The 13,887-nt window shown below is 61.9% G+C and carries 11 protein-coding genes; 9 read left to right on the top strand and 2 right to left on the bottom strand.

Annotation, left to right across the window (positions count from 1 at the left end; all coding sequences use genetic code 11):
* Positions 1-79 precede the first annotated feature (79 nt).
* The 6 genes from xoxF5 to V1283_RS20845 all read left to right on the top strand — a co-directional run bounded on the left by xoxF5 (position 80) and on the right by V1283_RS20845 (position 7,110).
* Positions 80-1,885, top strand: coding sequence for a lanthanide-dependent methanol dehydrogenase XoxF5 (xoxF5, locus tag V1283_RS20870; RefSeq protein ID WP_334388312.1), 1,806 nt, complete (start codon positions 80-82; stop codon positions 1,883-1,885).
* A 108-nt stretch (positions 1,886-1,993) separates the two neighbouring features.
* Positions 1,994-2,473 (top strand): c-type cytochrome, methanol metabolism-related, encoded by a 480-nt coding sequence (locus V1283_RS20865; RefSeq protein ID WP_334393120.1) that lies wholly within the window; start codon positions 1,994-1,996, stop codon positions 2,471-2,473.
* Positions 2,474-2,546: 73 nt separating this feature from the next.
* Positions 2,547-3,653, top strand: a complete 1,107-nt coding sequence (locus V1283_RS20860; RefSeq protein WP_334388311.1) for an S-(hydroxymethyl)glutathione dehydrogenase/class III alcohol dehydrogenase — start codon at positions 2,547-2,549, stop codon at positions 3,651-3,653.
* A 35-nt stretch (positions 3,654-3,688) separates the two neighbouring features.
* On the top strand, positions 3,689-4,258 hold the full coding sequence (gene gfa, locus V1283_RS20855) for an S-(hydroxymethyl)glutathione synthase (RefSeq protein ID WP_334388310.1): 570 nt from the start codon (positions 3,689-3,691) through the stop codon (positions 4,256-4,258).
* Between the two features lie 459 nt (positions 4,259-4,717).
* The gene (locus V1283_RS20850) at positions 4,718-5,908 is read left to right on the top strand and encodes a fumarylacetoacetate hydrolase family protein (RefSeq protein ID WP_334388309.1); all 1,191 of its coding nucleotides are present in this window, start codon (positions 4,718-4,720) and stop codon (positions 5,906-5,908) included.
* Positions 5,909-5,940: 32 nt separating this feature from the next.
* A complete protein-coding gene (locus V1283_RS20845) occupies positions 5,941-7,110 on the top strand; it encodes a Gfo/Idh/MocA family protein (RefSeq protein WP_334388308.1) in 1,170 nt (389 codons plus the stop codon).
* Positions 7,111-7,187: 77 nt separating this feature from the next.
* On the opposite strand, the gene V1283_RS20840 is transcribed toward V1283_RS20845, so the two are convergent.
* On the bottom strand, positions 7,188-8,498 hold the full coding sequence (locus V1283_RS20840) for an ABC transporter substrate-binding protein (RefSeq protein ID WP_334388307.1): 1,311 nt from the start codon (positions 8,496-8,498) through the stop codon (positions 7,188-7,190).
* A gap of 291 nt (positions 8,499-8,789) precedes the next feature.
* Positions 8,790-9,761, bottom strand: coding sequence for a LysR family transcriptional regulator (locus V1283_RS20835; RefSeq protein WP_334388306.1), 972 nt, complete (start codon positions 9,759-9,761; stop codon positions 8,790-8,792).
* A 149-nt stretch (positions 9,762-9,910) separates the two neighbouring features.
* On the opposite strand from V1283_RS20835, the gene V1283_RS20830 reads away from it, so the two are divergent.
* From V1283_RS20830 to tkt, 3 genes are read left to right on the top strand one after another with little or no spacing between them, the layout of a single operon-like run.
* Positions 9,911-10,948, top strand: coding sequence for a class 1 fructose-bisphosphatase (locus tag V1283_RS20830; protein ID WP_334388305.1), 1,038 nt, complete (start codon positions 9,911-9,913; stop codon positions 10,946-10,948).
* Between the two features lie 13 nt (positions 10,949-10,961).
* Positions 10,962-11,837: a phosphoribulokinase gene (locus V1283_RS20825; protein WP_334388304.1), complete on the top strand. Its 876-nt coding sequence runs from the start codon at positions 10,962-10,964 to the stop codon at positions 11,835-11,837.
* On the top strand, positions 11,834-13,873 hold the full coding sequence (tkt, locus tag V1283_RS20820; RefSeq protein WP_334388303.1) for a transketolase: 2,040 nt from the start codon (positions 11,834-11,836) through the stop codon (positions 13,871-13,873). Before V1283_RS20825 ends, tkt begins: the two co-directional genes overlap by 4 nt.
* The last annotated feature ends 14 nt before the right edge of the window (positions 13,874-13,887 follow it).

Below are 13,887 nucleotides of genomic sequence, written 5' to 3'. Positions count from 1 at the left end.
GGATAGGAATAGGGACCAAGAATGGAAAATGGGCCGTCTCGGCGGAAACCCAAAACTCTTAAATCTGGGAGGAACCACTATGCGCAAGGTGCTATCCGCTGCCTGTCTCGGCGCCATGGCGACATTCGCCGTCGGCGTCGCGTATGCCAATGAAGAGCTGAGCAAGATGGCGCAGAACCCGAAAGATTGGGTGATGCCGGCCGGCGACTACGCAAATACACGATACTCGAAACTGAACCAGATCACCGCAGCCAATGTCGGCAAGCTCCAGGTCGCCTGGACCTTCTCGACCGGCGTGCTGCGCGGCCATGAAGGTGGGCCGCTGATCGTCGGCAACATCATGTACGTCCATACGCCGTTCCCAAACAAGGTCTACGCTCTTGACCTTTCGCAGGAGAACAAGATCGTCTGGAAGTACGAGCCCAAGCAGGATCCGAACGTCATCCCCGTGATGTGCTGCGACACGGTCAACCGCGGCGTGGCTTATGGCGACGGCAAGATCCTCCTGCATCAGGCCGACACCACCCTGGTTGCGCTCGATGCCAAGACCGGGCAGGTGGCATGGAGTACCAAGAACGGAGATCCGGGCAAGGGCGCCACGGGCACGTCTGCGCCGCTCGTCGTCAAGGACAAGGTTCTGATCGGCATTTCCGGCGGCGAGTTCGGCGTGCAATGTCACGTCACGGCCTACGATCTCAAGACCGGCAAGCAGGCCTGGCGCGCCTTCTCCGAAGGACCGGACGACCAGATTATGGTCGATCCCGTCAGCACCACCGAACTCGGCAAGCCGGTCGGCAAGGATTCGAGCATCAAGACCTGGCAGGGCGATCAGTGGAAGATCGGCGGCGGCTGCACATGGGGCTGGATATCCTATGATCCCAGTCTGAACCTCGTCTATTACGGCTCCGGCAATCCCTCGACCTGGAATCCGAAGCAGCGTCCCGGCGACAACAAGTGGTCGATGACCGTCTGGGCGCGCAATCCGGATACCGGTATGGCCAAGTGGGTCTACCAGATGACGCCGCACGATGAATGGGACTATGACGGCGTCAACGAAATGATCCTCAGCGACCAGCAGATCAACGGCGCGGAACGCAAACTGTTGACCCACTTCGACCGCAACGGTTTGGGTTACACGCTGGATCGTGCCACCGGCGAACTCCTGGTCGCCGAGAAGTACGATCCGAAGGTCAACTGGACCAGTGGCGTCGACATGAACAAGAGCTCGCCGACCTACGGCCGTCCCAAGGTCCTCGATCAGTATTCGACCGAGAAGGGCGGTGAAGACAAGAACACCAAGGGCATCTGCCCGGCCGCGCTCGGTACCAAGGACGAGCAGCCGGCAGCCTATTCGCCCGATACGCAACTGTTCTACGTGCCGACCAACCACGTCTGCATGGACTACGAGCCGTTCAAGGTGAGCTACACCGCAGGTCAGCCCTATGTCGGCGCGACCCTGTCGATGTATCCGCCTCAGGGCGAGAGCCACATGGGCAATTTCATTGCCTGGGATGGCAAGACCGGCAAGATCGTCTGGTCGAACAAGGAGCAGTTCTCGGTGTGGTCGGGAGCGCTCGCGACGGCCGGCGGCGTGGTGTTCTACGGAACGCTCGAAGGCTATCTGAAGGCAGTCGATGCCAAGACCGGGAAGGAACTTTACAAGTTCAAGACCCCGTCCGGCATCATCGGCAACGTCACGACCTATGAGAACGGCGGCAGGCAGTACGTAGCCGTGCTGTCCGGCGTCGGCGGCTGGGCAGGTATCGGCCTTGCCGCAGGTCTGACCGATCCGACGGCGGGTCTCGGCGCGGTCGGTGGCTATGCCGCGCTGAGCAACTATACCGCGCTCGGCGGCACGCTCACCGTGTTCGCACTGCCGCAGTAAAGCAGGACCACCTCGTCCGGCGCGTGGCTCGTTCCACGCGCCGGTTGATCTACATCGAATATCGAGGATGAGCTCTTGCGTAGAATTTGGTTGATTGTAGCCACGCTCTTGCTTGTGGCGCCGGGATCGATTGCCCACGCTGCGGACGATCCGACCGCCGTCAAGTCCGAGGATGGCAAATATCTCGACAAGGAAGGCAACCCGACCTTCAAGGTCGCGTCCGATGGTACGGTCGATTGGTACACCTATTCAGGATACCGCCGTTATCACTCCGAATGCCATGTCTGCCACGGCCCTGATGGGATGGGGTCGACCTATGCGCCGGCGCTACAGGATTCATTGAAGACGATGAGTTACGCCGACTTCCTCGGTGTGGTCGCCAGCGGTCGCAAGAATATCAGCACCGCGCAAGAGAACGTCATGCCGGCGTTCGGCGATAATCCGAATGTGGCATGTTACATGGACGACCTCTACGTCTATCTGCGCGCCCGCGCGCATGACGCGGTCGGCCGTGTGCGACCTGCCAAGCGTGAAGACAAACCCGAGGCCTACACTGAGGCAGAGAAGTCCTGCATGGGAGCCAAATGATCATGCCGAACATGCGAATCGCGCGTCCCGGCAGGTCCGTGCAGCGGCTTGAAAAAGAAATGTGGAGTTTAAGATGAAGACCCGCGCTGCTGTCGCATTCGAGGCCAAGAAGCCTCTTGAAATCGTTGAGGTCGATCTGGAAGGCCCGAAGGCCGGCGAGGTTCTCGTCGAAATAAAGGCGACCGGGATTTGCCACACCGATGCCTACACGCTCGATGGATTCGACAGCGAAGGAATCTTTCCGTCGATTCTCGGTCATGAGGGCGCGGGCATCGTCCGCGAAGTAGGGCCGGGCGTGACGTCGGTCAAGGCGGGCGATCACGTGATTCCGCTCTACACGCCCGAATGCCGGCAGTGCAAAAGCTGCCTCAGCCAGAAGACCAACCTCTGCACCGCCATACGCGCCACCCAGGGCAAGGGTGTGATGCCGGACGGCACATCGCGGTTCAGCCACAAGGGCAAGCCGATCTTCCACTACATGGGCTGCTCGACCTTCTCGAACTTTACCGTGCTGCCGGAAATCGCGGTGGCAAAGATTCGCGAGGACGCGCCGTTCGACAAGAGCTGCTACATCGGTTGCGGGGTGACGACGGGCGTCGGCGCGGTGGTCAATACTGCCAAGGCGACACCGGGCGCCAACGTCGTGGTATTCGGTCTCGGCGGCATCGGGCTCAACGTCATCCAGGGCGCGAAGATGGTGGGGGCCGACAAGATCGTCGGCGTCGACATCAACGATTCCAAGGAGGATTGGGGCCGCCGTTTCGGCATGACGCATTTCGTCAACCCGACCAAGGTCAGCGACATCGTCCAGCATCTGGTCGGACTTACCGACGGCGGCGCGGACTTCACCTTCGACTGCACCGGCAACACCAACGTGATGCGGCAGGCCCTCGAAGCGTGCCATCGCGGCTGGGGCGTCTCGGTGATTATCGGGGTCGCAGAGTCCGGCAAGGAAATCGCCACCCGGCCGTTCCAATTGGTGACCGGCCGCGTCTGGAAGGGAACGGCCTTTGGCGGCGCGCGCGGCCGCACGGACGTGCCAAAAATCGTCGACTGGTACATGAACGGAAAGATCGAAATCGATCCGATGATCACACACGTCCTCAAGCTGGAGGAGATCAACCAGGGATTCGATCTCATGCATCAGGGCAAGTCGATCCGCTCGGTTGTCGTGTTCTGAAATTAGAGAACCTAAAACACAAGGAGGATAGGCCCATGACTGCTCATATTCATCCATCGGTCGATAGCGGCGTAAAGAAGGGGACCGGCAGTTTCGCCGGCGGGACCCTTGTCTGCAAATGCACGGACAGGCCAGTCAAGGTCGCCATCAAGGGCGATGTGGCTCACAACCACGCCTGCGGCTGCACCAAATGCTGGAAGCCCGAAGGGGCGACCTTCTCCGTCGTCGCCGTGGTCCCGCGCGACAATGTGAAGGTGACCGAAAACGGTGACAAGCTGCAGATTGTCGACGCGGCGGCGACGATCCAGCGCTATGCCTGCAAGGCCTGCGGCACGCATATGTACGGCCGGATCGAGAACACCGGGCATCCATTCTTCGGCCTCGACTTCATCCATCCCGAACTGTTCCAGGAAGGTGGATGGGCAGCCCCGGGGTTCGCCGCATTCGTGTCGTCCGTTCTGGAGTCCGGCGTTCAACCGGGCGAGATGGATGGAATCAGGGGACGGCTGAAGGAACTCGGGCTCGAGCCCTATGATTGCCTGTCGCCGCCTTTGATGGATGCGATCTCGAGCCATGTGGCAAAGGCCAAGGCCAAAGCGGCCTGAACAAGGCGGCCTGAAACGGGCGCCGGCCTGATCCTGCCCGATTTCGAACCTCCGCTGATGGCGATCGCCATCAGCGGCGCCACACGCCGGGCGCGCCGCGAGGTCGTGCAATTGCTTCGTTGAGGCCGGTGGGTGAAGGACGCCTGCCGGCCAATGAAACCGTGTGCCCTTCTGGGGCAGGCGGCTGGCTCGACCTGCCCCCGCGCACAATTCCCTGACATCGAAGCCTTCCGAGGTCTTTGTTCGATCGCCATGCCGTCCATGGCGAGTGGCGGCGTGTACCCAATCGGCTGCACTTGACCGATCGTCTGATTTTGCATGCTGCGGCGCGATGAGCTTTGTCGTGACAGCGCAATGCTGAAGGCGGGCATATTCCGAAGGTGTTGACCCATCGAGCGGTTCCCTTCGATGGACGATGCTGCCCGGACCGCACAGGCGTTACCTCGCGAGGACTCCCCGATGCCGATCACCACAGATGCCGCATTCATTTTACCCGACGATTTCGCCGGCGCCGCGCTGATGGGGCGGATCTGGTGTCCCGATCTTGCCGGCCCGTCGGTGGTCGCGATCCGCCAGGACGGCGTGTTCGACATCACCGAGGATTTCCCCACCGCCAGCCAGCTTGCCGCCGCCGCCGATCCGGCCCGGGCGCTGCGCGCCGCGCGGGGCGAGCGGGTAGGCACGCTCCAGGATCTGCTGAACAACACGCCGCCCGATACCCGCGATCCGACCAGGCCATGGCTGCTTGCCCCGATCGATCTGCAGGTAATCAAGGCTGCCGGCGTCACGTTCGCCGTATCGATGCTGGAGCGGGTGATCGAGGAGCGGGCGCGGGGCAATCCGGATTCGGCAGCGGCGATCCGGGCCGAGGTGACACGGATCGTCGGCACCGACCTGTCGCGGCTGAAGCCGGGTTCGGCGGAAGCGCAGCATGTCAAGGACGTGCTGGTTTCCCAAAATGCCTGGAGCCAGTATCTCGAGGTCGGTATCGGGCCGGACGCCGAGGTTTTTACCAAGGCTCCCGTCCTGTCGGCGGTGGGCACATGCGTGGATGCGGGCCTGCATCCGAAATCGACCTGGAATAATCCGGAGCCCGAGGTGGTGCTGGTGGTGACGAGCGACGGCCGCATCGTCGGCGCCACGCTTGGCAATGATGTCAATTTGCGCGACTTCGAGGGACGCTCGGCGTTGCTGTTGTCCAAGGCCAAGGACAACAACGCGTCCTGCGCCATCGGGCCGTTGGTGCGGTTCTTCGATGAAAGCTTCACGCTCGACGAAGTGCGGAAGATGGAAATCTCGCTGGAGGTGAAGGGACCGGAGGGTTTTGTCCTGCACGGCGCATCGTCCCTGACCCAGATCAGCCGCGACCCGGCCGACATTGTCGGGCAGACGATCAACGAGAACCATCAATACCCCGACGGTTTCGTGCTGTTCCTGGGCACCATGTTCGCCCCGATCCAGGACCGCGCCGCGAAGGGCCAGGGGTTCACCCATGTGGAAGGCGATCTGGTGACGGTCGCAACCCCGAAACTCGGCCGATTGACCAACCGGATGCGCCGCAGCGGCGATTGCGAGCGATGGCAGTTTGGCCTGACCGAGCTCTTCGCCGCGCTGATGCGCCGCAAGGGTGTTGGCCGAAGCAGCAATTAGCTCGAGCCGCGACAATTGGAAGGCGTTCCGTAATGGCGAAAATCAGGGTTGGTCTGGCCGGCTGCGGCTTCGTATCCGAGCTGCACATGCATGCCTACAGGCGCGTTTATGGCGTGAATGTCGAAGTCAGGGCCGTTGCGGCCAGGGGCGATCATGTCGTCGAGTTTGCCCGTCGCCACCAGATCCCGAATGCGTATCGCAGCTTTCGCGACCTGATCGCCGACGCTGATATCGATGTCATCGACATCTGCACGCCGCCCAATCTGCACACGTCGATGATCGTCGATGCGATGCAGGCCGGTAAGCATGTGATCTGCGAAAAGCCATTCGGGGGCTATTTCGGGCGCGAAGGTGACAAGGCGCCGATCGGCAAGCATGTGCCCAAAGCGCTGATGTACGAGCGCGTGCTGGAAGAGATGGAAGCCACCCGCGCGGCGATCAACAAGACCGGCAGGCTCTTCATGTATGCCGAGGACTGGATCTACGCGCCGGCGGTGACCAAGACCGTGGAGATTCTCAAGGCCACGAAAGACAAAATCCTGTTCATGAAGGGGGAGGAGAGTCATTCTGGTTCGCATGCCGCGCACGCCACGCAATGGGCGATGACCGGCGGCGGCTCGCTGATCCGGATGGGATGCCATCCGCTTTCGGCCGTGCTCTATCTCAAGCAGGTCGAGGCTCGCGCGCGCGGGGAGACGATCACGGTCGCGAGCGTGACGTGCGACGTCGGCAACGTCACGGCGTGCCTGCGGCCGGACGAACGGGCCGTGCTCAAGGCCAATCCGGTCGATGTCGAGGATTGGGGCATGCTCACGGCCACCTTCTCCGACGGCACCAAGGCCACGGTTTTTTCCGGCGACATGATCCTCGGCGGCGTGCGCAACCTGATCGAAACCTATACCAGCAGCGGCTCGCTGTTCGCCAACATCACGCCGAACACCCACATGATGAGCTACCAGACCAGCGAGGAGAAACTCGCCGGCGTCTACATCACCGAAAAGGTCGATCGCAAGACCGGCTGGCAATATGTCTGCATCGAAGAGGAATGGACGCGCGGCTACGTGCAGGAAATCCAGGACTTCATGGAATGCGTCGCAACCGGCCGGCAGCCGCTCTCGGATCTCGCGCTGGCCTTCGAGACGATCAAGGTCAACTACGCCGGCTATTGGGCCGCCGAAGAGGGCCGCCGCGTTACACTGTGAGTTGATCTCCCTCGCCCCGCTCTTGCGGGGTCGAGACGAGCGGAGCTCGCTCTTAGAGGGTTGTCGTCACTCTCGCGTCAGACTGCGTAGACCGACGATTTCGGCAGCGGAAACACCGGGTCTTGCGTCCGAATATTGGTCGGCCACACCACCGAAATATGCTCGCCGGCATTTTGCATCACCACCGGCGTCGAGCGCTCGTTCTGGCCGGAAAGCGGCGTGCCGGGCCGATAGAATTTTACGCCGTAGCCCTGGATCGTGCCGCCCGGCGGGATGTCGACGTCGAGCGCCGCCTTGCGAATGGCCTCGGGATCGAAACCGCCGTATTTCTCCTTGGCGACGGGCAGGACGTTGTTGAGCAGGATCCAGGTCTGGTTGAAGCCCATCGAGCAGTGCGGCGGAACGTCGGTCGCGCCGGTCTTCTCCTTGTAGCGCGCGACCATGATTTTGGTGAGGTCGCCGATGCCGGGCGCCAGTTTGGCAGGATCGAGCAATTGTGCTGGCACCGGATCGATGTTGCAGAAATTGTCGATGTCGGCTGCGAACGTCGCCCGCAACTTGTCGAGCTGGCTGTAGCCCGCGCCGGCACCGAACAGCATCTTGAACTTGAGACCGTTCTCGCGCGCCTGACGCAGGAATAAAGTGATATCAGGGTTGTAGCCTGCGTGCGAGATCACGTCGGCCTTGGCACGCTTGAGCTTGGTCACCAGTACCGAGAGGTCGGGCGCGGACGCCGAATAACCTTCCCTGAGCACGACCTGAAGGCCTGCCTCCTTGGAATAAGCCTCGTCGGCGGCGGCGACCCCGACACCATAGGGGCCATCCTCGTGGATCAGCGCGACCTTGACGTCCTTGGGCTCCATGCCGAGCTTGGCCTTGGCATGTTCGCTGATGAAGCCCGCAAAGGCCTGGCCATACTGGTCGGAATGGATCTGCGCGCGGAAGACGTATTGCAGGTTCTTGTCCTTGAACACGGCGGTCGAAACCGCGGTCGTGATCCAGAGGATCTTTTTCTGCTGCTCGACTTTTGCCGCGAGCGGGACTGCGTGCGAGCTCGCATAGACGCCGTTGATGATGTCGATCTTCTCCTGGTCGATCAGGCGATTGGCCTCGTTGATCGCAACGTCGGGCTTGCTCTGGGAATCGGCGGCGATGGGGGCGATCTTGTACTTGCCGCCGATGCCGCCCTTCTCGTTGACGAGGTCGATGGCGATCTGCGCGCCGATCGAGGATGCGACCGACCCGCCCGCGGCAAAGGGCCCGGTCAAGTCGTAGATCAGGCCGATGCGCACCGTCTCGGCTTGTGCCTGCGCGCGCGTCCAATCGAGGCTGAATGCGGCGGCGGCAGCGGCGGAAGTCTTCAGCAGCGTTCTGCGTGAAGTCGGCATCGTGTCCTCCCACTGAATTATCATTGTCGCCGGGACCGGTTTTTCCGGCTTTCAGGCAAGTATTTGGACAATGCGGAAAGAAGTCAACCTGCGGACGCGCTCCGTGGGCCGGGTCACGGCTGCGGAAACGCGCGGTCACGCTGGCGAGGGGCAGGGCTCATCAACTAAAGTCTGAGAAATCCCTTCGTCCGGCGGCCAGCCGATTCCGCAACGGCGATCTCGTCCGACTGCCTCGACGCTCGGCTGACCAGTTTGGCGTTCAGCCAATCCGCCGGCACTTCGCATATCGCGCTATCGGCGTCTGCTGCGCGCCGACGTGCGGGTGATCCTTATCCTGCCATGGGTTCGCGGCAGGAATTGCGCGCCGCGTACGCTGAGGAATTCCAGCATGGCGCGTGCCGGCGGCAGCAGGATCTTGTCCTTTCGGGAAAGGGCGAACCATTGCCTGATGACGGGAAGACCAACCACGTCGAGCGTGACCAGTCGCCGCTCGTCGAGTTCGGTGGCGACCGTGTGCGCCGAAATGAATGCAATGCCGAGACCCGCGATCACAGCCTGCTTGATCGTCTCGTTGCTGCTCATCGCCATGCCGATCTTTGGTCGAATTCGCGCCGTTTCGAACAGCTGCTCCATCAGGCCGCGCGTGCCTGAACCGGGTTCGCGCGTCAGGAATGTTTCGTCGGCAAGGTCGCTCAGCGGTATGCGGGATTTTCGCACCAGGCGATGGCTCGTCGGTGCGATAATGACATGGGGGTGATCGCCTATCGGATGAACGTCCATCTCGATGTCTGCCGGCGGGCGGCCCATGATCGCGAAATCGAGATCATAACCGCGTAGCGCCTCGCCGACCTCCTGCCGGTTTCCGATCGAGAGCGTGACATCGATGTTCGGATGACGTTTCGAGAATCCGGAGATCATGAACGGCACGAAATATTTCGCGGTGCTGACAGCGCCGATCGAGATGCGGCCTGCGGTCTTTCCCGCCATCATCTCGAGCGAGGTCTCGCAGTCCGCAATCGCCGCCTCGATACGCTCGGACAGCGAGAGCACCTCCCGCCCGGCATCGGTCAACAACATTCCATCACTGGTGCGCTGAATCAGCGGCAGACCTGCAAGCTCCTGCAGATTGCGGATCTGCAGGGTGACGGCCGGCTGCGTGAGGTGCAGGTGTTTGGCGGCGGCGGTGACCGACCGATCCCGGTGAACGGCCGCGAGCGCGCGCAGCTGGCGAATGGTCAATTCCCGCGGAAACCTGCCTGGCATGGGTTCACCAATATAAGAATAACTTTGCCAAAGCCAAAGATAAGAAAATTTCACTAATTTTGCAAATTGGGTTGTTCTTGGAGCGCGGAGTGCCGAACGGCATGACGCGTTGGAGTGGCCCCGAAGAGGGCGCCAATCGGGGAACGGCCATGGACGCACGCATAACCCTATGCTCGCATCTCGACCATGCAGGGTCGGAGACGCCGACCGGCCCCGCCGTGGCCGCCGTGATCGAGGCGATTGCCAATGCTGCGATCGGCCTTTCCGATCTCATCGCCGACGGACCGCTGGCGGGCATTACCGGACGAACCCGTGGCATCAATTCTGATGGCGACCATCAGAAGGATATCGACCTCGCCGCCGACGAGATGATGCGCGCGGCGTTACGTGCCACCCCGGTCGCCGCCGTCCTGTCCGAGGAACTGGATCTGCCTGAAGTGCTCAATGCCGAGGCGTCGCTCTGCGTCGCCATCGACCCGCTCGACGGATCGGCCAACCTCGAAAACAACATCTCGGTCGGAACCATCTTTTCGATTCGTTTGCGCGGCAACGATATCATCTCCACCTTCTTCGAGCCCGGGACGGCGCAGTGTGCTGCGGGTTTCGTGGTCTACGGTCCGCAAACCACGCTGGTTCTGGCGTTCGACGAGCGTGTCGACATCTTCATTCTGGACCGGCGCACCCGGGAATTTCTGCTGATTGCGCGTCGTGTGAAAATCGCGCCAAACGCGCCTGAATTTGCCATCAACGCGTCGAACCGGCGGCACTGGCATGGGCCGGTGCGGGCCTATATCGACGAATGCCTCGCCGGCACGAGCGGCAACGGTTCGGTCGATTTCAACATGCGCTGGATCGGGTCGCTGGTCGCGGAGTCGCTTCGTATCCTCGTTCGCGGCGGCGTGTTCCTGTATCCGGCGGATGCGCGGCCGGGATATCGCGACGGACGTCTTCGCCTGCTTTACGAAGCGCATCCGATGGCGCTCGTGATGGAGTGGGCGGGCGGAGCCGCCTCCACCGGCCGCCGGCGCATTCTCGAACTTTCAGCGAAAACGCCGCACCAGCGGGTGCCGTTGATCATGGGATCGATGCGCGGTGTTCGCGACGTTGCCGCCATTCACGAAGCCATCGAACCGATGTTCGACAATAGCGACGCACCGCTGTTCGCGCGGCGCGGCCTGTTTCGCTGACCGGAAAGAACAGATGTCGCGCAGCTATCCCATCATATCGATTACCGGATCGTCCGGAGCCGGCACCACCTCGGTGAAGAAGACGTTTGAAAACATCTTCCGCCGCGAAAAGGTCGAGGCCGCCTATGTCGAGGGCGACGCCTTCCACCGCTACAACCGCTTTGAGATGCGCACAAAAATGGCTGAGGAGGCCGAGTGCGGCAACAAGCATTTCAGCCATTTCAGTCCGGAAACAAATCTGTTCGAGGAGCTGGAGAAACTGTTCCGCGACTACGGCGAGTCCGGGACCGGAACTACCCGGCACTATGTCCACGATCATGACGAGGCCAAGCTCTACGGCGCAGATCCCGGCACATTCACCGAATGGACGCCGCTGCCCGAAAAGTCCGATTTGCTATTCTATGAAGGTCTGCATGGCGCCGTCGTGACCGATAAGGTCAACATCGCGCAGCATGCCGATCTCAAGATCGGCGTCGTTCCCGTCATCAATCTGGAGTGGATCCAGAAGCTGCATCGCGACCGTAGCGACCGCGGCTACACCGCCGAGGCGGTCACCGATACCATTCTGCGGCGGATGCCGGACTACATAAATTACATCTGCCCGCAATTCACCGAGACCGACATCAACTTCCAGCGCGTGCCGACGGTCGATACGTCGAATCCGTTCATTGCGCGCTGGATACCGACGCCCGACGAATCCATGGTGGTGATCCGGCTAAAAAATCCGCGAGGCATCGACTTTCCCTACCTGCTGTCGATGATTCCGAACAGTTTCATGTCGCGGGCCAATTCGATCGTGATCCACGGCTCGAAGCTCGATCTCGCGATGCAGCTCATCCTCACCCCGCTGATCCTGCAACTGATGGAACGCAAGAGGCGCATGCTATGAACGATTCCGCTCTGTCCCGTATCGCCACCCAGCCGATCGTCTCGCATGCCGAAATGGCGAACGCGATCCGTTTTCTGGCCATCGACGCCGTCGAAAACGCGAAGTCGGGCCATCCCGGCATGCCGATGGGCATGGCCGATGCGGCCACGGTGCTGTTCTCGCGCTTTCTCAAATTCGACGCGTCCGATCCGGCGTGGCCGGATCGCGACCGGTTCGTATTGTCGGCCGGCCACGGCTCGATGCTGCTGTATGCATTGCTGCATCTGACCGGCTATCAGGGCGTCACGATGGACGAACTAAAGGCGTTCAGGCAGTGGGGATCGAAAACCCCTGGCCATCCGGAGTACGGGCATACGCCCGGTGTGGAGACGACCACGGGGCCGCTGGGGCAGGGGATCGCGACCGCGGTCGGGATGGCGCTGGCGGAGCGCCTGATGAATGCGCGCTTCGGCGACGATCTTGTCGATCACTACACCTATGTGATCGCCGGTGACGGCTGCCTGATGGAGGGCATCAGCCATGAGGCGATTTCGCTGGCGGGACATCTCGGGCTCAGCCGGTTGATCGTTCTGTATGACGACAATGAAATCTCGATCGACGGATCGACATCACTGTCATGCTCGGATGACCAACTGGCACGCTTCAAGGCGTCGGGCTGGTCGGCGAGCCGGATCGATGGCCATGATCCCGAGGCGATTGCCGCGGCGATCCGGCGCGCCCGGCACGACAGCCGGCCTTCCCTGATTGCCTGCCGCACGGTGATCGGTTTCGGCGCGCCCAACCGTCAGGGGACCGAAAAGGCGCATGGCGCGCCGCTCGGTGCGGATGAAATCGAGAAGACGCGTAGCGCGCTGGACTGGCCGTACGCACCATTTCAGGTTCCAGGGGCCGTAACCGATGCCTGGCGCGAAATAGGCGCACAGGGACATGCGGCGCGGCGGGCATGGATCGAGCGCAGCAGACGCCTCAGTTCGACAGGACGGTCGCCCTTTCATGACGCGCTGAATCGAAAGCTGCCCTCTGGGTACGCCGACGCGATGGCGCAGATCCGAACCCGGTTCGGTACCGAACTGCCGAAAATCGCGACCCGCCAGGCGTCGCAATTGGTCATCGACGTGATCGCGGAAGCGCTGCCCAATCTCCTGGGTGGCTCGGCCGACCTGACCCATTCGAACCTGACGCGCGCAAAGACGCAGCAACCGGTGCGGCCCGATACGCTCGATGGCAGCTATATCCATTACGGTGTCCGCGAGCATGCCATGGCGGCTGCGATGAACGGTATCGCATTGCATGGCGGCTTCATCCCATATGGCGGCACGTTTCTCAGCTTTGCCGATTACAGCCGCCCCGCGATCCGGCTGGCCGCGCTGATGGGAATTCGCGTCGTCCATGTGATGACCCATGACTCGATCGGACTGGGCGAAGACGGTCCGACGCATCAGCCGGTCGAGCATCTGGCATCGCTGCGGGCGATACCGAACCTGCTGGTATTCCGCCCAGGCGACGCAGTCGAGACGGCGGAGGCGTGGGATTGCGCGTTGCGGGCAGATACCAATCCGTCGGTGCTGTGTCTGTCGCGGCAGGCGCTCCCGACATTCCGCGAAGAGACCAACGAAACCAACCTGGTCGCATTCGGCGCCTATGTCGTCGTCGAACCGGAGGACGGCCGCGACGTCACCTTGATCGCAACCGGCTCCGAAGTGTCGATCGCGCTCGAAGCGGCAAGCCTGCTCGATAAAGACGGCGTCCGCGCCGCGGTCGTCTCAGCGCCGTGCTTCGAGCTGTTTCGCCGCCAATCCCGCGAATACCGCACCGCCGTTCTCGGACGCGTTCCGAGGGTCGGTATCGAAGCCGCGATCGAAGGCGACTGGGCGCGCTGGCATGGCGATGGCGGTGAATTCGTCGGCATGACCGGCTTCGGTGCCTCGGCGCCTGCGGAAACTCTCTATCGGGAGTTTGGCATCACGCCGGAGGCCGTTGCGACGGCTGCCATGCGTTGTCTCGCCCGAACGAGAATGGAGACGACTTATTCATGATTCCGAACAAAACG

Origin of the sequence: Bradyrhizobium sp. AZCC 2262 (genome assembly GCF_036924535.1) — a bacterium.
In the GTDB taxonomy this organism is placed as follows: domain Bacteria; phylum Pseudomonadota; class Alphaproteobacteria; order Rhizobiales; family Xanthobacteraceae; genus Bradyrhizobium.
The sequence above is the reverse complement of the archived record's forward strand: the minus strand, read 5'-3'. Positions and strand labels throughout refer to the sequence as shown.

What these genes read in the sequence shown, in the direction of transcription:
- V1283_RS20860 (WP_334388311.1), top strand. Translation starts at nt 2,547, where the DNA reads ATGAAGACCCGCGCTGCTGTCGCATTCGAGGCCAAGAAGCCTCTTGAA.
- tkt (WP_334388303.1), top strand. Translation starts at nt 11,834, where the DNA reads ATGAACGATTCCGCTCTGTCCCGTATCGCCACCCAGCCGATCGTCTCG.
- gfa (WP_334388310.1), top strand. Translation starts at nt 3,689, where the DNA reads ATGACTGCTCATATTCATCCATCGGTCGATAGCGGCGTAAAGAAGGGG.
- V1283_RS20835 (WP_334388306.1), bottom strand. Translation starts at nt 9,761, where the DNA reads ATGCCAGGCAGGTTTCCGCGGGAATTGACCATTCGCCAGCTGCGCGCG.
- V1283_RS20845 (WP_334388308.1), top strand. Translation starts at nt 5,941, where the DNA reads ATGGCGAAAATCAGGGTTGGTCTGGCCGGCTGCGGCTTCGTATCCGAG.
- V1283_RS20850 (WP_334388309.1), top strand. Translation starts at nt 4,718, where the DNA reads ATGCCGATCACCACAGATGCCGCATTCATTTTACCCGACGATTTCGCC.
- V1283_RS20830 (WP_334388305.1), top strand. Translation starts at nt 9,911, where the DNA reads ATGGACGCACGCATAACCCTATGCTCGCATCTCGACCATGCAGGGTCG.
- V1283_RS20840 (WP_334388307.1), bottom strand. Translation starts at nt 8,498, where the DNA reads ATGCCGACTTCACGCAGAACGCTGCTGAAGACTTCCGCCGCTGCCGCC.
- V1283_RS20825 (WP_334388304.1), top strand. Translation starts at nt 10,962, where the DNA reads ATGTCGCGCAGCTATCCCATCATATCGATTACCGGATCGTCCGGAGCC.
- xoxF5 (WP_334388312.1), top strand. Translation starts at nt 80, where the DNA reads ATGCGCAAGGTGCTATCCGCTGCCTGTCTCGGCGCCATGGCGACATTC.